Below are 19,688 nucleotides of genomic sequence, written 5' to 3' on the forward strand. Positions count from 1 at the left end.
AAAGAAGTCAAGTTTTTTAAAACTTGACTTCTTTTCTTATTTCGAAAGCCTGGATGGTTTCTATGCGTTTCGAACGCCAAACGCTCAACGCCCAAACGCAAACTAATAAAGATTATAAATCTCCTTAATATCCTTCAAAATGGCTTCGAAATCAATTTTAAGGTCGATTAATTTACCTGTATGGATATCGAAAACCCAGCCATGTACCGTTATTCCCCGGTTGGTAATTGCTTCCTGCACTGCTGCGGTTTTTAATAAGTTAACGCATTGTTCCTGAACATTCAGTTCCACCAGTCTGTTGTAACGTGCGCCTTCATCCTCAATGGCATTTAACTCATCTCTATGGATGCGGTAAACGTCACGGATATTTCTTAACCATGGATTGAGTATGCCCATATCTGCAGGTTGCATTGCTGCTTTAACACCCCCGCAGTTGTAGTGGCCGCAAACCACAATATGGTTCACTTTCAAATGACGCACGGCATAGTTTAGCACCGTCATCACGTTTAAATCCACGTTGTTTACCAGGTTGGCCACATTCCGGTGTACAAAAGCCTGACCTGGTTGTATGCCCATTAAATCTTCTGCCGTAACACGGCTATCTGAACATCCGATATATAAAAACTCCGGACTCTGTCCTTTTGATAGTTCAGTAAAGTAATCAGGATTGATAGCCAATTTATCGGCGATCCATTTTTCGTTGTTCTTAAAAACGTCTTCTACATTCATATTTGTGCTTTAAATAGCCTTTTTTTGATATATAAATTATATTAAGCTGTTGTTTATGCGGATATAAAATTAACAAAGATTTTCTGATTCCGGCAGCATTCTTCGTCTGTAATTGTTTATTCAGATTGAAATAAATATGTGCCATGCAGATTTTCTTTTATAGACTGTTTTAACAAATTTTATCCTGAAATGTTTGCTGATTTGTGAGCCATTGAGGAAGGAAATTCAATGTAGGAATTATTGAGTGGTGTGGTTGAGGTTTAATGTTAGCGCCATCACGCTGACCTGTAGCGATAGGAAAGCTGGAATTGAATTAATTTCAGGTTTTATATTGCAGGCAAGAATTATTTCCGGCAAACAGGCCTATTGTGTTTAGCCCCTCTCTAAGGCGATCGTCCTGCTGAATTTATTTTAGCATATTTCCTGGCTAACTCTAACGCAAATATTGAAATTTTCCGCTCTATGCCGCGGTGGCATGGTACTTTGGAGCGCCAAAGTACCCAAAGCTCTTTGTCAATCCAGCAATGGGCCTTTTACACAACCCTATACGCATCAAAAAAACGGTGGCACTTCGTTTTGTGTTCAATATTTTTTAAAATTAAATCATCGTTATGAACACAAAACCACTACGTTTTAGGTTTGGCAATGCTATTTGTTCTTTCCTGCAACCGTTTTTTTGATTTCTCCGGCCCTTGGGATTGACGGCGTTCTTCGGTAAAACCTGTGTTGTATTAAAGTTGCTTAGCAAAAGGAATAAAAAGCCCAAACCAGAAGATGTGTGTACACGATAGGCAAAAAGTTGGAAAATTTCAATGACTTAAACGGATCATGAAAACACACGGTTGATTTTAAAATAACTTTTGAGCCATAATAATAGATTATCTTAATCTTTCCAGCAGTTTTTTCATACTTGTTAGCTGCAGGATGTTTTTAAATTCAGGGGTATCAAAACCACCTTTAGCGATTACCTGCTTCAGGCTTCTGTTAAAGCTTCTTACAGAGATACCCAGATAGGCCGCCATGTCTTCTTTAGAGATGGAAATATGTTCATCAGCCTGCAATTTAAGCAATTTTAAAAGTGCATATTCTAAAGTGTATAGCTGTTGAAATGATGCCCGCGTGCTGGTTTGGATAATTCTGGTAGACAATTCCTGGAGTAAGATGGTAGTGAACTCAGTACTTTTATTAATCAACGAAAGGAAAAGATGATCAGGTATAACATAGGCGGTAACCTCACTTATTGCGGCTACATTACACAAACAATTGATCTTTTTTATAGCTTCTAATTCGCCAACGACTTCGCCCTTACCTAAAAATTCTATAATAAAATCTTTACCGTTTTCTTCAGAAATAAAACATTTGCTAATCCCATCTTTAATGATGTAAATGTTGCTGATTTTTTCGCCCTGCTCAATAAATCTATACCCTGCTTTAAAGTTTTTAAGCGTAATGGCCTCTTCTTTATTTTCGGCACAAAAACGTTCAATAAATGACAAGAAAGTAAGGTTGGTACGTAGCATATTTATTTAGTCGAGACAAATGTCCTTTTTTAAAGGTAATGGTTGCTTTACTTTTGTGGTGCTAAAGTAAGCATAACCATGAAAAATCAAATTACTGTAATTGCTTTTGATGCCGACGACACCCTTTGGGTAAATGAACCCTATTTCCGCGAAACCGAAGAGCAGTTTGCAGGCCTTTTAGAAGACTTTATGCCGCGGCACAGCATCCTGGCAGAGCTTTACAAAACAGAAATGGCCAATTTGCCACTTTATGGTTATGGAATTAAAGGTTTTGTATTGAGTATGATCGAAACTGTTTTAAGGATAACAGCAGGTAAAATAGATCCTGTTGTGATTAGCAGAGCAATAGCACTCGGGCAGGAAATGCTCAATAAACCGGTAGAACTGCTTGATGGGGTAGAAGAAGTACTGAAAGCCTTACATGGAAAATATAAACTGGTAGTGGCTACCAAAGGCGATTTGCTTGATCAGCAACGAAAATTGACCAAATCAGGACTGGATCATTATTTTCACCATATCGAAATTATGAGTGATAAACAGGAAAGCGATTATCAAAAACTGCTCAAACACCTGGATTGTAAACCTGAAGCGTTTTTAATGCTGGGTAATTCCTTAAAATCGGATGTTTTACCTGTCCTGAATATTGGCGGACATGCTGTTCACATCCCTTTTCACACTACATGGGTGCATGAGCACATTGACCATACCATTGAGCATGTGAATTTTTACCAGATGGAAAGTCTATCTGAAGTTTTACCAAAATTAATTGAATGAAAGAAAAAATAGATATCAATACCTGGATCAGAAAAGATCATTTTAAATTTTTTAGCGCCTTTGAAGAACCTTTTTTCGGCGTAACCGTAGAGGTAGATTGTACTGCTACCTACGAAGAAGCAAAAGAAAATCATGTTTCTTTTTTCCTGCTTTACCTGCACAAATCGCTGGTAGCCGCCAATCAGATAGAGCCTTTTAGCTACCGCATTATAGATGGCGAAGTTTGGAAATACGATACCGTAAATGCTGCGGCTACCATTAACCGGCCAAACGGCACTTTTGGGTTTGGTTATATGGATTTCTATGAGGATTTTGAAGATTTTAGAACATCAGCCAACCAAGAGATTGAAAAAGTACAGGCCAGCACAGGTTTAATCCCTTCCTTATCAGGCGAAAATGTAATTCATTATTCGGCACTGCCCTGGTTAAATTTCACTTCTTTATCACATGCCCGAAATTATGCTTATCAAGATAGCTGTCCTAAAATATCTTTTGGCAAGCTTAGGGATGAAAACGGCAAAAAAATAATGTCGGTTTCTATACATGTAAACCATGCTTTGATGGATGGATTTAATGTTGCGCAGTTTGTAGACCGCTATCAGGCGCTATTAAACAGGAAAGAAGTCAATGCATATAGCTAATCTAGACCTTGAAGAAATAAAATCTAAGAGCGATATAATATTCGGTTAATATTAGAAATTTATTTTCGGTAATGTTTATAATTGCCGTTACTGTTCCGTTTTATCTTTTGGCTATCGTAGCCATCTGTTATATGGATACTGCTTTTAAGGCCGTTATGTTTTTTGTAATGTTACTAATTGCCACATTTGTACTCTTTCTATTCATCAATTATCCTATGCAATCGGCTTTTACGGTAATCTGTTTAATGTCATTGTTTGCAGTTAAAATTAAAGATTAATTAAAAAGATGAATTATCATTTGCATTCGGGAAAGTATTTGCTATTTTTGCTGCTCAAGCCGGAAGCTTGTTTTCAATAATTGATTTGGTCATTCTCATTTTGGTTATTGAATATTCAAATTTTGGGGGATTAGCTCATTTGGCTAGAGCGCTTCGCTGGCAGTGAAGAGGTGATCGGTTCGAATCCGATATTCTCCACCATTAAAAGCCGATTTATTAACTTAGATCGGCTTTTTTGTTTCTAAAAAACGAGCTTTATTGTATAAACTCACAATCTTGTTTTACAAATGTTTTTTCAATAGCAACTGTTAGAGACTAATTTTCGATCATCATAAGAAAAACCATACCTGGAATTTTAAATCAAGGCTATCCACAATAGGATAGTAGGCCGAATAAAAGGCATTTAGGTAACCGTTTTGTAGGATAAGTGACAGTGTTTTTAGTATAATGCAATAAGTAACAAATATTTATTCCTCATTCGGCACATCGTTTGAGGTCTTATTATAAGTCTGGATAAATCACAATTTGAACAATATGAAAAAAAGCATAACTCTTTGTATACTTTTTGCACTGTTTATTTTCTCTTCTTGTCGCTCTCAAAGCGATAAGCTTGTAGATTTAGGTCAAATCTCAAAAGACTTTGATGTGTCAGAGTTTTATCGTAGCCGGATAGAAAAAACGAAGGAAATCATCTCCAAAGATCCTAAAAGTATGGATAAAAAATCTGCCTTGAAGTTGTTAGATAATCCGTTTTTCGTAAAAGATACGCTGGGCTATTACAAGACGGATGGAAGGTTTCCAACCGAATTATCCTTAGAGTCAACTAGTGACTGGATGGTAAGGGCCAAAAAGCCGACAGATATTTTTGGCTATGGCTATAAAACGGTAGCCTACAATTCCGACAAAGATACCCTCGCCATTCTTAATAGAGTGCCTTTCCCAAAAATGGATATGGTTGAAGATCTCAACGGAAACCTGATGTATCTTAAGGTAGATAAAACTTCAAAAAATGAGAGCGATTTGAATAAGATTAAAGATTACATCACTAAGAATTGCAAGAAGCTTACTGTGGAAGACGACGATGGGCAGGCTTCTTATTGGGAAGGTAAATTTTTCTATTATTATCTGTCAGCGAATGAACATAAAGAGGAGGAGATATTATCCTATGATGCAGAGGGGAATAAAAAAACACGGTCTATAAACGTGACTGAAATTAGCCTGGCCATGTTCGAGAAATCTTACATCAAGAAGATGGAAGAACTGCATATCTACTCGCCTGGAAGGAAATTTTGGAAAAAGTCAGGTTAGAATAATACTTTTGGCGATTAGCTAATCTGTTCGATATAGAATTCCCCAGTATCCGCGCTTGAAAGATCCGTTAAAGAAAGTTCCAGCCTTGTATAATTTTTCGACCTTCAAATCGGTTTTTTTACCTCGTTTATCTTCCAGAACTACGTAAAAGGACCCATGTGTCCGTGATAAACACTTCTATAAGACCAGGTGACCCTTGCGTTCAGAAAAACAGTTTTTGAGCCGAGGTATTCATTACTAATCAGTATCAGTGAATTAAGAAAGAAAGTCAGAAAAATACAGCTGGATAAACTATACATCAAAGTACGACGAATGACTTTCATTGTTTTTTTAATCCAGGTTCAATATAATCTAAATCAGGTAGTACTATAGCACGGTAAAAAATATAACAAATAGGCGTAATGATAACAAAAAGTGGAATAAGACCATATTTTGCTGAATAAATAATCACCTTAGTATCCTCAAATATCTTGTATCTTGAATAGGTGTGATTCATGATGCAGATGCATAAAACTACAAAAACCACAAGTGCGATTTTGATCTTCATTGTTATCCGTTTTAAATTCGCATCACTTTTTTGATTTAACAAAAAAAAATAAAAGATTTGTGCTCATAGTGGAAAATTGATTTTATTAGCGCCATCGAATCTAAACTTTGGATATGGAAGGTATAAATAAACCCGAAAAACCCTAAAACGTCGTATAAATAATACGGATATAATGAATATCTGTATTTTTGTTACAATTCTAAAAATGCCAACCAGCCATTTCAGAGCACTTTGTTGATAATTATCAAAGTCTCATTTATCATTAAGTAAACGTTAAGAAATAATTAATCATACCTTCGGTCCCCATGAACAACGCTCTAAAAACCATGGTGTTATCATTGTTAATGATTAGCGCTAAAGCTCAATCTGTTAAGCCATTGTCCGCCGATGTGTTATCAGCTGCCCGTGCAGATTTTAACAAAAAATTATTGAAATTGGATTCGGTTGATATTGATAATCTACCTGCTTCTGTTTATTTGTTCTCCAGAGATGGTAAACACGAAATAAACGTTGACGGAGTTACGGTACTGACTGATCAAAAAGTCATTACTGGTATTAAAGACATGGATCTGTCGGCAGAGTCATTGAAAAATATCAGTGACAGGCTAAAAGTTCTCGATAAACTTCAGAAAGCCTATAGCGAGGCATCCAATGATGAATATAGGTCTAACAAAAGAAATAAGAATAACATCGTTTTCTATGATCGTAGATTTTTTGTAATTCTACGCGCAATGAAAGCAACTTTAAAAGACTTTAAAAAGATGTATGCTGCAAATCAGAATGATAAGACTAAAACGATATCATTGGCAACAATGAGAAGCCCCAATATTGATAGGAGGTTTTACCATCATTTGATAGAAGTTGAGCAAGAAAAGATAATAACACTAACCAAATAATTGTTGTCCAAGTTAAAACCAGCCATCTGTAGCGAAAGTTGTAGGTGGTTTTTGGTTTTACGGGGATGTGTGGCTATGTAATTTATTAGAGTATAGTAACACAATTCGCTCGTTTAATTTTTGTTTTTATAATCGAACCAACTAAAATTAAACCATTTATTTGCTTATTTTAACCTTGTTCTTTCCTGATGTTGGTAAGCACTGTTTTAACATTTAGATTTGAGGATGAGTGCAATTAAAACATCATTATATCGTGGTTTATCCATTTTATTGTTAGCTGTGCTATTTTGTGGAGCAGTACATGGTCAGGGCAGGACAGAATATCTGTTAGAAAAAAACTGGAAGTTTAGCAAAGGTGATTTTCCTGAATCTAAAAACCCTGCTTTTGATGATACAAAATGGGAAACGGTAAGTATACCTCATGATTGGGCAATAAAAGGACCTTTTGACGGGAATAACGATAGCCAAAATGTACAGATTGTACAGAATGGTGAGAAAACAGCATCATTAAAAACAGGAAGAACAGGCGGCTTGCCTTTTGTTGGCAAAGCTTGGTACCGGAATACTTTTGTAGCGCCTGCCTTTACAAAAGGAAAAAAAGCCGTCATATTAATTGATGGCGCCATGAGCTATCCCAAAGTGTTCCTAAATGGAGAGGCTGTTGGCCAATGGGCCTACGGCTACAATGCTTTCTCTATTGACGTAACCGACAAAATGAACGTAGGCAAAAATACACTCGCCATCGGCCTGGAAAATTTACCTGAAGCCTCACGCTGGTATCCTGGAGCTGGTTTGTACAGGAACGTGCATATTATTATTACGGATGAGGTAAGTATTCCGGTTTGGGGCACTTATATTACCACTCCTGTAATCAACAAAGATTTTGCACGGGTAAAGATAAGAACTCAGGTAAACTCACTGAGTGGAAATTATACTTCTTTGAGCCTGCAGACGACCATTGTAAATGCAAAAGGTGAAACGGTAGCTTCAGCAACCAAGACTTTGAATGAGGGTGATTTGAACGAGTTTGAGCAGGATTTATTGGTCAGAAGTCCTGAGCTGTGGTCTCCTGAAACACCAAATTTGTATTCAGCCGTAACAAAGTTATATGCAGGGAACACCTTAAAAGATGAATATACCACTACTTTTGGAATCCGTTCCATTAAATATGAGGCCCAAAAGGGTTTTTCACTAAACGGGGTTTACCGCAAGTTTAAAGGGGTTTGCAACCACCATGATCTGGGACCGCTTGGAGCCGCCATAAATGTTGCCGCCCTGCGCAGGCAACTAACATTATTGAAAGATATGGGTTGTGATGCCATCAGAACCTCGCACAATATGCCTGCACCCGAGCTGGTAAAGCTATGCGATGAAATGGGATTTATGCTCATGGTCGAATCTTTTGATGAATGGAAGGCACCTAAAGTTTCAAACGGCTATAGCCACCTTTTTGATGAGTGGGCAGAAAAAGATATTGTAAATATGATCCGTGCCAACAGGAACAATCCTTCTGTGGTAATGTGGAGTATTGGAAACGAAGTGCCCGATCAATCTACTAAAGAAGGTGGTAAGATCGTAAAGTTTTTGCAGGATATATGCCACCGGGAAGATCCAACCAGGCCGGTAACTGCTGGTATGGACAGGATCAAAGATGCCCTGGACAATAACTTTGCTTCGGTATTGGATATCCCCGGGTTTAATTATAAACCATTTTGGTACGGAAATGCATATAGCCGCCTACCTCAAGGTATGATCCTGGGCTCGGAAACGGCTTCTACCGTTAGCTCAAGAGGTGTGTATAAGTTCCCTGTTGTGCCTCAGAAGATGAAAATGTACGATGACAATCAAAGTTCATCATACGATCTTGAATATTGTAACTGGTCGCAAATTCCGGATGATGAATTTGTAATGCAGGATTCACTGAAATATGTGATCGGGGAATTTGTTTGGACAGGTTTTGATTATCTGGGCGAACCTACACCTTACGATGAAAAATGGCCGTCACATAGCTCTTATTTTGGGATTATTGATCTTGCAGGCATCCCTAAAGATCGTTTTTACCTCTACCGAAGCAAATGGAATTCCGAAAAACCCACCCTGCATATTGTTCCCCACTGGACTTTTCCTGGTCGTGAGGGACAGGTTACGCCAGTATTTGTGTACACCAATTACGCATCGGCTGAGTTGTTTATCAATAACAAAAGCCAGGGCAGACAAAGCAAAAATATAACTGCTAATACAAGCAGGTACCGGCTGATGTGGAACGATGTAAAATACGAACCCGGAGAAATAAAGGTAGTTGCCTATGATGAGAACGGTAAGCCTGTTGCCGAACAAACGGTTAAAACGGCAGGCAAACCTCACCATATCCTGTTAGAATCAGATCGTAAAACATTAATGGCCGACGGGAAAGATCTTGCCTACGTTACTGCGAGCGTGGTAGATGCTAACGGTACCTTATGTCCTGATGCAGAGAATAGCTTATCTTTTAAAGTTACCGGAAATGGAACCTATAAAGTAGTGGCCAATGGTGATGCGACCAGTCTTGAATTGTTTCACCTGCCAAAGATGAAGGCCTTTAATGGCAAACTGGTTATTACTGTGCAATCAACAGAACGGGCAGGTAACTTAAATCTGAGTGTTTCTTCTAAAGGTTTAAAAACCGCTATACTGCCAATTCAGACCCAATAACAATAAGATCGGAAGGTATTATTAGGAATGCTTTATTTTATAAAAATCAATGTGAATGACAGATATGCAAAGAAGGTGAATGATCTCGAAGTATCGAAGATCCCTCCATTTCGCTGCGCTAATGTCGAGATGACGATCATTCTATGGAGTCCGTCATTGATAGCGTAGTCAAAGGGCATTTATTTGCGATTTGTCAATCTCAAGAAGTCTTCGATTACGTTCATACTGACGACTGTGGTACTTAACTTAATGACATTGCTTGCCGGGACTTTTATGCTACATCCATAATTACTAAAGAAAAATTAATCCTTAACTTTCTCGTACTTATAAATTTGTGTTCTTCCACTGGCATTATAGATACTATCTTGTTGTATATTTTTGCGGTGTTCAGTTAAATTAACGTAGCTTGAACTTAAAAAGATGGCATCTTTATTCATTGAAACATTTGGATCTTTTGAATAGAAGACTGCAGGACCTTCGCTTTGAACCCTCGCTCTGTAAAGATCTCTCTTCCAACGGTAAGTGGTAATATCATCATCACCATTTTTTTTACAGCCCAATGTGATAACTAGTAGCATTACAGCCAAAAAGTTTTTTGCCATATTTTTTTTTATTGAAAATGAAGAAAAAAAAGGATTTTACAAAATTTTCAGGGTGGTATTCTAGTGAAATCATCAAGTAGGTATGATTATCCTTCATACACTTCCTGTAGCGCCAGCGATTTGTGAAAATATACTGAAAAGTGATCACGTGATTTACCCTGTAAACCATTGAAACGTGATTTTAAAACAATAATTAGGAAATCGTTTTATAAAGTGTATAAACTGCCCCTAACTCTGCTCAATGTTTCATTACGCATTCCTAAGTAGCTGGCGAGATAGTGAAGAGGCATCCGGTTAAAAATCTTTGGATAATTTTTCATGAGTATTTCGTAACGGTCTGAAGCTTTTGGGATTCTGGCCAGATTTGCCCTTTCTGATGCTTTAAAGGATTCTATTGCCATTAATTTCCGCCCAATGATGTTGCTTTCAGGGAATCTATCGTAAAGGCTGTCTAGCAACACATAGGGAATGGCAATCAGGATACAGTTTTCCATAGCCTGAATATATTCTACCGAATATTTTTCCTGTTTAGCCGGATTGCTTATTGCACAAACAAACTCATCCTCAAGACTGATCCGCGTGGTGATATCCTTTCCTCTGTGCCTGATAAAGCTCCTTAATAAGCCTTTAACGATAAAATACATACATTCATTGGCATGAAGAGGTGACAGTACAAACTTAGTTTTTTTGATGGTTAACTCATGCGCTGATCCGATGTAAGCATCCATATATTCTTGTGATATTGGATAGTATTGTTGGAAGTAATTAAAGAGGGGAGTGAGATCTGACTGAGGTTGTATGATGGACATTGACTATTGTTTATTCGACAGAATTATCTGTAGTTCTTATTATCGTCAGCTAACAACATTTTTTTTACAAAAAAATCTATGTCTTTTCTTGATACGCATATCTCCAAAAACCTATAACATTGTGTCGCTGAAAAAATGATGCGTTATAAAAAATAAAAAAATCAACATAAACAAGTACCATTTTTCCCCGTTGGTTTTATAGGAATTGTTACCATATTTTGTAAATTATTTTTGTTTCTTATCTGTAAGAAATTCCGACAAAATTTGTCGATGTTGTATACGAGCACTTACTTATAGAGACTGAATCTAATTTCTGCGAAAGTAACGGGTTATTTACGTTGGCTGAAGTGTTTTTGATAAATATCAAAGCTTTTTGTTTCGAAACGATATAATCTACTAATATTATACGTGAAAGGTAGGGTAAGGTTTTACAAATCTTGATTAAAATATCAAATACAGGTTTTGAAATTGCTTTTTAGCTTCAAAAGATGTTTTACAGTAGCCTGTTACTATTTTTAATAGTGGTATTTTTCAGGTAAGTAGGTAAAGAGCGGAGATGACCAGGTTAATTGTATGCTAAGACAATGTAAATAATAAGGTCATACAGGAAATGTAGTTGAAACCATCAGAATCTCCTGGCTAAGGATGGTCGTCGAAAATTTCTTTCATTAGGGCTTAGACACAATTAATTGCTGTTGAGGTAGTGGTGGAGAAGGGATATTATACAAGCCTGGCCAGATCGCCAGGCTTGTATATTCAAAAGCAATTTTATCAGTGCGTTGGTTGCCTATCTAGATTTTATGAGCGCATTAACAAAGGATAGGCCGCTGTCATATAAATGCTATCTACCATGCAAATTTGAGTCTATAGTTTTAAAGTTTAATGGAGCCTGTACCGAGTCTGTCGAAGTATCTAAAGACTTACATGTTATTACGTTGCATACTCCGAGAGGCTCAGAATGAAATTCTCTACGCTATAGCTTCAATTCTTACTGGATTAGCCTGCTCTCCTGGGCTGAATATAAGGTGTCAATAACGGTAGGTACCGGCAAATAAATTGTCTTGTAGCTAAAGGTAGTGTTTGGCTTGTAATTTGAAAGCATTGCAGCGCTTTCGCCAATTGCCGAAAATACAGTCGTACGCTTTTCAGTAGTTGTGGTATACGTAATCCATGTTCCCTTTGCGCCTGTTGATGTATCAAAAGTATCCCAATCAATTTTCGCACTGCCATTATCTAATATTTCGGCATTGAGAATTGGGCGATTGAAAAGGTTGCTTTCATATTTTGGCCCATACACCATGCCCGTAGCAGTTACGATTAGTGAAGCATTACCACTCGCATCAAACGTCTGCACATTAAAATTCTTCACACCTTCATCTACGCTGAAAATTTTGTTGATAGTTTCAGGTCTTCCTGTTTTCGATATACCGAAAATTAAAGAGTCTTTTTTATCATTCCAGGTGATCTTGATCTTTTCAATTTTGGCATCTGCTGAGAGCAGGCCTTTTAATTGCACGCGAAGTCTTCCTGGCATTATTTTTAAAGAATCAACCTTGCCACTATAAATCGTTTCTCCATCAGCGGTATATTTTTTAAAATCGTCCCATTTGGAGCAGGAAACCATAGCAAGCATTAACGTTGCCATGGTTGTAATCATTATTAATTTTCTGTGTTCCATTTTATAATATTTTTATTCCCTTTTTACATTCAGCACATGGTTCGGCATGAGTGAGATTTGTTGCTTATTTTTATCGGGTATCACCATATACGGTTAGCTCATCAATATTCAAACCTGTTCCACCTACCCAATTCTCGAGGCAACGCACCCGTAGATACCTTACTTTTGGTGCCGAAAGATCACATGGTAAATCATAACCGGCCTCAGCGGTTTGTTTATCCAGTTCATTTTCTACTCCATAAGGTAAGCCTGATGGCTTGGTAATGGTATAAGAGCCTAAAAGAATCCAACTCTTGTCTAGTGCGCCATTGGGGTTAGGATTATCTGAACCATAAATTTCAAAGCGGCGCATAGCCTGAAGGTAGAAATACCTTAGTGGATTGGACTCGGGATAAGGACGCATCCAAATCCGGCTTAGTTTTGCCGACGTACCCAAACTAAAGGTTACCGTATGAGGCCCGTTACCGCCTGCTATCTGTTGTGTAAAACAGGCTTCCCAGCCATATCTGCCATCCCAGGCTTTACTAACCGCTCCCCACATAGGGGGGTCACCAGGGAGTTTATATTCCTGAAATCTGGATTTTTGCAGTTGCACTTCGAAGATTGGCTTGATATCCTGATAGATTGTATCGGTCTTATTGCCCCACCTGTCTTGCACAAAGAAACCAAACCGATGCGTGTTAGTATCTAACCCCCTAACTTTAGAGAAGATACTGTCTATATTGGTAAAAACACTTTTATCATAATCTGCAACATATTCGTTATATACATTTTTGCCGATTACAATAATATTTACATTACCTTTTGAGGGATTAAGTGCGCTCAGGTTATAGCCGCCAAAAGCATTTTGTAATTTTAAACTTTTAAATGTTTGCCAGATAGGGGCAATAAGCGGCTTTACCTTTACTATTATTGGTTCTGATAACACTCCAGAACGGCTGACAGAGTAGACTTTTACTTCATGTTCCTCCGTATCGGCAAAGCCAATAACTTCCAGCGAGTTGTTGTAGTAGGACGTCTGCGCTTCATATTGTTTGCCCGATGACAAATTATATACTGCTTTTACAATCAGTAACCGCGGATCTTTAGGTACTGTATAGGTAATTGTCGCTTTTCCATTTTGATTAACCACACTTATATTACTCACCTGAGCGGGAGCGCTTGGATCATTGTCGACAGGTTCATTGGTGCTTATTTCTTCACCTTTTTTGCATGAAGCCAAAAGAATGATGGAATAAGCTATTATCGCCAGTATTTTTAGTTTACTTTTCATAAAAATATATTTACATATTTATTTTTTATTCTACCATCCCGGGTTCTCTACCAGATTGGTGTTGCGTCGGGTATCATAATTACCAATTGGCCAGAAATAGTCTCTGGGAGCGATAAAACGCTGGCTGAAGATGAAGCGTTCCTGATAATATGTAGCATCGGTTTTACCAATAATGTTCCAGCCGGTGATGTCTTTTTGAAGTTCCTCTGATGCTTCTTTCCAACGGCGCAGATCCCAGAAACGTTGTCCTTCAAACATCATCTCTATAGCACGTTCCCGGTGGATGATGGCGCGCAGGCCTTCTTTTGTTGTATACTTTGTCGGATTATTGGAGTATGCGCTCCAGGATTCTACAATGCCTTTAAGTCCCGCACGCGATCTTATTTTGTCGAGATATTGAATGGCCAGGGTTGAACCGCCATTAACTTCATTTTCCGCTTCTGCGTAGAGTAAGTAGAGATCAGCTGTTCTTACTTCAGGCCAGGGGAATTGGCGCCAAACAACTGAATTGTTATTGGTGGTAGATTCCCAGTTAACCAGTTTTTTGATAAAATATCCGGTTTCACTCCAATTCCTGAAATCGTTACCAAAACCTGCTTTGTCTCCATTTTTTGCTTTTACATAAAAGTTATCTTCGTCACTTCCTCTGTTATTACCGTCTTTCATGTACCAGATGGATCCGTCAAATCCCAGATCAGCATAGAAACGTGGTTCTCTGTCGAAATTGAGCCTGGCGGTTGTAAAACCATTTTTAATGTAGAAACGTTCCTTGTCTGTGGCCGTTCTTAATTGATTATATCTACTGAAATCTAATGTTTTGTCTTCTTCTATGGGTATGCCGTTTGAAGTGTAGAATAGTTTTACCACCTTGATTGGTGGCGCCCATACACCCGCTCCCGGTCCCCGGCCGTTTACACCATTATCTTCAGTAGGTGGCATACATAAATTTTCATTCACAAAATACGATTGTGCATTTCCCCAGATACACTCTACACCATATTTTTTGGTAATGGCATTGCGGATGCTAAGTTGTGTTCTCGTGGTATCGCTTAGTCCCAACCCATCATTGGTATAGTTATAAAGTCCAAAGCCGTTATTGGTTGCAGCATCAATAGCGGCTTTTACCGCATCGCGTGCTATTATCCATTTCTGGGGATTATAACTTGGATTAAATAAACTAGTGCCCTCTTTATCTCTGAAGTTTGCAAAGTCACTGTTTCCGTTAAACAGCGGACTCGCAGCCATCATTAATAACTTTGCTTTCATCGCCAATGCTATAGGTTTGGTAACCCTTCCCATTTGTGTATTTTCATCCTGTATACGTTCTGGCAACAGCTTTGCAGCCTCATCAAACCAGTTAGATATGGTGCTTACACATTCATCAATAGGTTTGCGCTTTACATAAGCCCCGGCAAGGTCGGCATCTACAGGTACATTCGTGTTTATTAGCGGTATAGGGCCATACATGCGTAACATGTAATAATGATAAAAAGCTTTGAGGAACAATGCTTCTCCAATCCAGCGTGAACGCTCGGCTGCAGTAATGTCTGGCACTTTACTTTGATCTGAAAGGTTCTCCAGAAAAACGTTGCAGTTTCTTATTCCACCCCAAATTGGCTTGGTTGTTATATTCTGACCTTTATTAGCGCCAGTCCAATCGTTAAAATAAGGTTCTGCTTTGTTTTGCTGCCCTTCCGCAATTCTAAAAGCAGCATGCCATTGTGCCTGGTCATCCTGAGGATACCAGATCTCATCCGCAGCCGTCATGCCAGGATTGTACCAGCCGTCTCCACTTTTAGGCAGATAGGAATAAAGTGTAAATAAATATTTCTCTGCCTCTAATCTTAGTTTAAAAGCATTATCGATAGTAGAAACATTATCAGGTACTACATCCAGATACTTTTTGCATGATGTAATGCCAATGGTAATGCTCATGAGCAATGTAGCCCAGCAGATTTTGCTGATATACCTGTTTTGGTTTAACGGTTTCTTCATTTTATACATATGAAAGTGTCTTGTTATTACTTAAAAGTTGAATTGTGCGCCGATGCTATAGACAGACTGAACAGGATAGCCAAGTCCATTGCCACCCATTTCCACGTCCCACATTTTAAAGTTGCTGAACACGAACAGGTTGGTTGCAGAAAAGTACAATCTCGTACTCCTTAACCTTAGTGCCTTTATTTCGGGGATATTATATCCAATGTCAACACTTTTCAGACGCAGAAAATTACCGTTACGCATCCACCATGTTGAGGGCCTGTTATTGGAATAAATTCGATTGGTACTTAGTCTTGGCCAAAAAGCATACATATTTTGTTTATCTTCCGACCAATGGTTATCTGCTATAGCTTGTAACAAATTGTTTTGAAAACCACCATTCATAAAAAATGGCTGTGTACTATCCGGACTGATAAAAAATGAAGACCTGGCCGACCCCTGGAAAAAGAAACTCAGATCAAACCGTTTGAATCCGCTGGATATTCCAAATCCATAAATGATTTCTGGCTGTTGCGGGTAACCGATAGGTACCATGTCATCATCGTTTATGATACCATCTTTATTCACATCCTTATATTTGATATCTCCTCCACGTAGTGTATTATCACCATATTGTACCGGAGAATTGGATACCTCTTTCTCGTCTGCAAACAATCTTTCCGCAATTAAACCCCAGCTTTGAGAAAGCGAGTGGTTAACTCTTGATAAGTAAGCAATGTCTGGAGAATACTGGATTTCATCACTTACTTTTAATTTACTGGTTGCGTAAGTAAAGTTTCCACGTACATTTAACCAGGCACCACCGCTAAAAGAGCGCTGATAGGCCAATGTGAAGTCTACACCCTGGGTTTCGGCCTTCCCAAAATTGGCAAAAGGTAAAGCTTCAAAGCCAGCGGCAGATTCTACACTGGATTTTGGTTGCAATATTTGTGAGCGAAACTGTTTGTACACTTCTACGGTAAGGTTGAGATCTTTAAATGCGGTTAAATCCATACCAATATTTAAAGATCTGCTTACCTCCCAGGTAATGTTGTTATTGGCATATCTGGAAATCGAAATACCCGGACGATTATAAAACGGAATTCCATCTCCTGTTCCAAATGATGCGCCATAGCCGCCATCATTTAGGTTAACATTAGAGAGGTAGAAAAAACGGTCACCAATATTACCGATCTGATCATTTCCTACTAATCCGTAGGTTGCCCTGAACTTAAGCTGATCGATCACACTTTTTAATGGCTTAAAAAACTTTTCATTAGAAATGCGGTAACCTATGCCCGCAGAAGGGAAAAAGCCAAACCGGTTATTTTTTGCAAAACGTTCTGAGCCATTATAGCCAAAGTTAAATTCAGCCAGATACCGGTCATCAAAGCCGTAAGAGAAGCGGCCAGAAATACCTTGATTACGTTGCGGTAAAGATGCCGTTAGGTCATTGGCGTCAGCTGCTTCATAGTTGGACATAAAAGATATTAAAGAACCACTTACCGCATGTTTTTTAAAGGTTCGATTGTAAGTTAGTGCACCTTCAAGCCAAAAACGCGAATCGAGCTTTTTCCCCGTCTGCTGAAAGCCAAGATACTCTGTACCCGGTGTTCCTGCAGTTACGCCAGTTCCGCTGTTCAGTACATTTAAACTGTAATCAAGCGTTGTCGGGTCAACAATTGCTTCATAGTAAAAAGGATTATAACTCCGGTCTGCCGAATAGAATGAATATCTTCTTAAATAAGCCATTGTTCGGAAATTTAACCCCGGAGTGATGGCGTTTAAATTTTGCTGAAGTTCAAGCTGTGGTTGTATATTAGATGTTTTGTATACGCTATAACCCTTCACCATTTCTGCGTATGGATTTACATAAAGTGATGTAGTCATTCCTCCCGCATCTACAATACGGCCGGATCCAAATAAGGGGTGATCGGAATAGGGTAACTTTGATTTGGGATAAACAGCAGGGAACATCACCGGATTAGCCCAAAGAACATTATTAAATGATAATCCGCCACCGCCTATTGGCCCGTTATAGTCGTCAAATTGTCCATACATCCGGATATTAAACTGTGTGGTGCTGGTAAGGTTGAGGCTGATGTTGGAACGAATGGAGTAGTTGGCCAGTTTAATATTACTGTTGAAGTTATTTATAGGGTCTACCTTTAAAACTCCATTGTCCTGATTATAAGTACCCGAGATATAATATTTTGTACGTGCATTACCGCCACTGATATTAAGATTATAGCTTTGATTTAGCGTTCGCTTTTTAATCATTTGATCCATCCAATTGTTATTAGGGTAGAGGTTAGGATCATCTCCCGCAATGGTATGGTTGATTTTGCTTTCACTATACGTAGGTTTAGCCAGTGGCGACCGGGTAAGCAATGCCTCGTTAGCCAAACGCATATAATTAATATTATCTGCCAGCTTGAAGTTTTCTGTATTGCTGGACATGCGGTTTTCAGCACGGAAAAAAAATTGTGTCGCACCTTCTTTTCCCATTTTTGTATTTACGAGTACAACTCCGTTTGCGCCCCGTGCCCCGTATACTGCTGCCGCAGCTGCGTCTTTTAATACCGAAAAGTCTGAAATATCATCAGGTTGCAGACGGGCAAGGTCGGTAGTTGATGATTCAACTCCATCAATCAAAATCAATGGATCCTGTTTACCTGAACCAAATGTAGAAAGGCCACGGATAAAAAATGAAGAGTTGTCTGTTCCCAAGCCGGGCTCGCCACTGCGTTGAAAGGAAATCATTCCTGGTATTCTGCCAGCAAGGGTATTCGTTAGGTTTCCGGTCGGACCTTTTAGATCTTTCACATTCACTGTTGTGATCGAACTAATGGCACTTGCCTTTTTTTGTGAACCACCAAAACCTGTAATTACGACCTGGTTTAATGTATTTTCACTCGATTTTAGCATGACGTTAACAACAGGACGGCCGTTGATGGCAACTTCCTGCTTTTCAAATCCGGTATAACTAAATACCAGAATACCATCAGAGGGTACTTTTATGGCGTATTTTCCTTCGGCATCTGTAGAAACTGTTGTTTTTGAGTTTTTTAATTGTACCGTAACGCCTACAATTGTTGTGGTATCAGAACTGACCTTGCCTTTAACCATAATTTCGTTGTTTTGCGCGAGGCTGATGCCTGGAGCAATTAGTAGAAATAGTAAAAGGATTTTAGGAATAATTTTTTTTTGTAAAATTTGGTTAGTCATATATTGTGTTGTTTGGAGTTTTAATAATTATGATTGGAGATCATTTAAGACTAAGGATATATTATCTTTTCATACATAAGCTTTAAAGGGTTCATAATCGGTTTATAGAATTCAAAACCGGTTTCTCTTAATACCCGGTTTGTTTGGTTAGTGTTGTTACATTTTATATCTGATAAGGGCTAGCTTGTATAAAGATTTTATGTACAGAGTACCGCCTTTTGATACAACAATAGGTAAGGCATTACTATATTTCCTGTTGTTGTATCTGCTCATAAAGGATTCAGTTAAGTTTGGTTGATGATCATTTTATGAGCCCTAATCTAGCGCGAGATGATGTTAGCCGGGGGAATAAATCGGTCAAATAAGAGGGGATAAATCGCCAATTTTCGCGCCTGCGCCTATTTAAAGTGGTTTTAATCATCACTTTTATAATAAACTACATTTTTGGTGCAGATTTTAATTATTTATGGTTTTTTGAGTCCCTGAAATAATGATAATTGTGAGTGTAAATACATCATGAAAAAATGTACTTTAATCTTGTAAGTTTTTAAAATTGGTTGTTAAAATGAAACGCTTATGGCGCATGAGTGAAATTAAAATCAAGCTGATTTGCAGCATCACTTATTCATGTATGAGGGGGGAAGTCCTAAATGCTTTCGCATATCTGCAATGATTGAGATCAGTTAAGATGTGGGATAGATAAGGGGGAAGGAATAGATATGGTAGTCACC

The 19,688-nt window shown here is 38.4% G+C and carries 14 protein-coding genes and 1 tRNA gene; 7 read left to right on the plus strand and 8 right to left on the minus strand.

Annotated elements, in window-relative coordinates:
* Window positions 1–102: 102 nt before the first annotated feature.
* Together FFJ24_RS00745 and FFJ24_RS00750 are read right to left on the minus strand one after the other, a co-directional pair.
* Window positions 103–729 carry a carbonic anhydrase gene (locus FFJ24_RS00745; RefSeq protein WP_138820318.1) on the minus strand — a complete coding sequence of 209 codons (627 nt, stop codon included), beginning with the start codon at window positions 727–729 and terminating at the stop codon, window positions 103–105.
* Window positions 730–1,607: 878 nt separating this feature from the next.
* A complete protein-coding gene (locus FFJ24_RS00750) occupies window positions 1,608–2,249 on the minus strand; it encodes a Crp/Fnr family transcriptional regulator (protein ID WP_138820320.1) in 642 nt (213 codons plus the stop codon).
* Between the two features lie 78 nt (window positions 2,250–2,327).
* On the opposite strand from FFJ24_RS00750, the gene FFJ24_RS00755 reads away from it, so the two are divergent.
* The 7 genes from FFJ24_RS00755 to galB all read left to right on the plus strand — a co-directional run bounded on the left by FFJ24_RS00755 (window position 2,328) and on the right by galB (window position 9,387).
* Window positions 2,328–3,023 (plus strand): HAD family hydrolase, encoded by a 696-nt coding sequence (locus FFJ24_RS00755; RefSeq protein ID WP_138820321.1) that lies wholly within the window; start codon window positions 2,328–2,330, stop codon window positions 3,021–3,023.
* Complete coding sequence (locus tag FFJ24_RS00760; protein WP_138820323.1) at window positions 3,020–3,664, plus strand: chloramphenicol acetyltransferase; 645 nt, start codon at window positions 3,020–3,022, stop codon at window positions 3,662–3,664. The genes FFJ24_RS00755 and FFJ24_RS00760 overlap by 4 nt, the downstream gene beginning before the upstream one ends.
* Before the next feature lie 71 nt (window positions 3,665–3,735).
* Window positions 3,736–3,942 carry a hypothetical protein gene (locus FFJ24_RS00765; RefSeq protein ID WP_138820325.1) on the plus strand — a complete coding sequence of 69 codons (207 nt, stop codon included), beginning with the start codon at window positions 3,736–3,738 and terminating at the stop codon, window positions 3,940–3,942.
* A gap of 124 nt (window positions 3,943–4,066) precedes the next feature.
* Window positions 4,067–4,143: transfer RNA gene (locus FFJ24_RS00770), tRNA-Ala, on the plus strand.
* A gap of 333 nt (window positions 4,144–4,476) precedes the next feature.
* The gene (locus FFJ24_RS00775; RefSeq protein WP_138820327.1) at window positions 4,477–5,250 is read left to right on the plus strand and encodes a hypothetical protein; all 774 of its coding nucleotides are present in this window, start codon (window positions 4,477–4,479) and stop codon (window positions 5,248–5,250) included.
* Between the two features lie 855 nt (window positions 5,251–6,105).
* On the plus strand, window positions 6,106–6,696 hold the full coding sequence (locus tag FFJ24_RS00780) for a hypothetical protein (RefSeq protein ID WP_138820329.1): 591 nt from the start codon (window positions 6,106–6,108) through the stop codon (window positions 6,694–6,696).
* 225 nt (window positions 6,697–6,921) lie between these two features.
* The gene (gene galB, locus FFJ24_RS00785; protein ID WP_138820331.1) at window positions 6,922–9,387 is read left to right on the plus strand and encodes a beta-galactosidase GalB; all 2,466 of its coding nucleotides are present in this window, start codon (window positions 6,922–6,924) and stop codon (window positions 9,385–9,387) included.
* A 302-nt stretch (window positions 9,388–9,689) separates the two neighbouring features.
* Here the strand turns inward: galB and FFJ24_RS00790 are convergent, their stop codons facing one another.
* The 6 genes from FFJ24_RS00790 to FFJ24_RS00815 form a co-directional block, all read right to left on the minus strand.
* The gene (locus tag FFJ24_RS00790) at window positions 9,690–9,965 is read right to left on the minus strand and encodes a hypothetical protein (RefSeq protein ID WP_138820332.1); all 276 of its coding nucleotides are present in this window, start codon (window positions 9,963–9,965) and stop codon (window positions 9,690–9,692) included.
* Window positions 9,966–10,195: 230 nt separating this feature from the next.
* The gene (locus FFJ24_RS00795) at window positions 10,196–10,717 is read right to left on the minus strand and encodes a Crp/Fnr family transcriptional regulator (RefSeq protein ID WP_145315320.1); all 522 of its coding nucleotides are present in this window, start codon (window positions 10,715–10,717) and stop codon (window positions 10,196–10,198) included.
* Between the two features lie 1,069 nt (window positions 10,718–11,786).
* Complete coding sequence (locus FFJ24_RS00800; RefSeq protein ID WP_138820336.1) at window positions 11,787–12,476, minus strand: DUF4998 domain-containing protein; 690 nt, start codon at window positions 12,474–12,476, stop codon at window positions 11,787–11,789.
* 70 nt (window positions 12,477–12,546) lie between these two features.
* On the minus strand, window positions 12,547–13,749 hold the full coding sequence (locus FFJ24_RS00805) for a DUF4959 domain-containing protein (RefSeq protein WP_138820338.1): 1,203 nt from the start codon (window positions 13,747–13,749) through the stop codon (window positions 12,547–12,549).
* Between the two features lie 30 nt (window positions 13,750–13,779).
* A complete protein-coding gene (locus FFJ24_RS00810) occupies window positions 13,780–15,744 on the minus strand; it encodes a RagB/SusD family nutrient uptake outer membrane protein (RefSeq protein ID WP_138820340.1) in 1,965 nt (654 codons plus the stop codon).
* A gap of 30 nt (window positions 15,745–15,774) precedes the next feature.
* On the minus strand, window positions 15,775–18,957 hold the full coding sequence (locus tag FFJ24_RS00815) for a TonB-dependent receptor (RefSeq protein WP_210419437.1): 3,183 nt from the start codon (window positions 18,955–18,957) through the stop codon (window positions 15,775–15,777).
* Between the last annotated feature and the right edge of the window lie 731 nt (window positions 18,958–19,688).

The sequence above is a fragment of the Pedobacter sp. KBS0701 genome (genome assembly GCF_005938645.2).
In the GTDB taxonomy this organism is placed as follows: Bacteria; Bacteroidota; Bacteroidia; order Sphingobacteriales; family Sphingobacteriaceae; genus Pedobacter.

Bases quoted from the DNA above. Each gene is read 5' to 3' on its own strand.
- FFJ24_RS00745 (WP_138820318.1), bottom strand. From the start codon at position 729: ATGAATGTAGAAGACGTTTTTAAGAACAACGAAAAATGGATCGCCGAT.
- FFJ24_RS00750 (WP_138820320.1), bottom strand. From the start codon at position 2,249: ATGCTACGTACCAACCTTACTTTCTTGTCATTTATTGAACGTTTTTGT.
- FFJ24_RS00755 (WP_138820321.1), top strand. From the start codon at position 2,328: ATGAAAAATCAAATTACTGTAATTGCTTTTGATGCCGACGACACCCTT.
- FFJ24_RS00760 (WP_138820323.1), top strand. From the start codon at position 3,020: ATGAAAGAAAAAATAGATATCAATACCTGGATCAGAAAAGATCATTTT.
- FFJ24_RS00765 (WP_138820325.1), top strand. From the start codon at position 3,736: ATGTTTATAATTGCCGTTACTGTTCCGTTTTATCTTTTGGCTATCGTA.
- FFJ24_RS00775 (WP_138820327.1), top strand. From the start codon at position 4,477: ATGAAAAAAAGCATAACTCTTTGTATACTTTTTGCACTGTTTATTTTC.
- FFJ24_RS00780 (WP_138820329.1), top strand. From the start codon at position 6,106: ATGAACAACGCTCTAAAAACCATGGTGTTATCATTGTTAATGATTAGC.
- galB (WP_138820331.1), top strand. From the start codon at position 6,922: ATGAGTGCAATTAAAACATCATTATATCGTGGTTTATCCATTTTATTG.
- FFJ24_RS00790 (WP_138820332.1), bottom strand. From the start codon at position 9,965: ATGCTACTAGTTATCACATTGGGCTGTAAAAAAAATGGTGATGATGAT.
- FFJ24_RS00795 (WP_145315320.1), bottom strand. From the start codon at position 10,717: ATGGATGCTTACATCGGATCAGCGCATGAGTTAACCATCAAAAAAACT.
- FFJ24_RS00800 (WP_138820336.1), bottom strand. From the start codon at position 12,476: ATGGAACACAGAAAATTAATAATGATTACAACCATGGCAACGTTAATG.
- FFJ24_RS00805 (WP_138820338.1), bottom strand. From the start codon at position 13,749: ATGAAAAGTAAACTAAAAATACTGGCGATAATAGCTTATTCCATCATT.
- FFJ24_RS00810 (WP_138820340.1), bottom strand. From the start codon at position 15,744: ATGAAGAAACCGTTAAACCAAAACAGGTATATCAGCAAAATCTGCTGG.
- FFJ24_RS00815 (WP_210419437.1), bottom strand. From the start codon at position 18,957: ATGACTAACCAAATTTTACAAAAAAAAATTATTCCTAAAATCCTTTTA.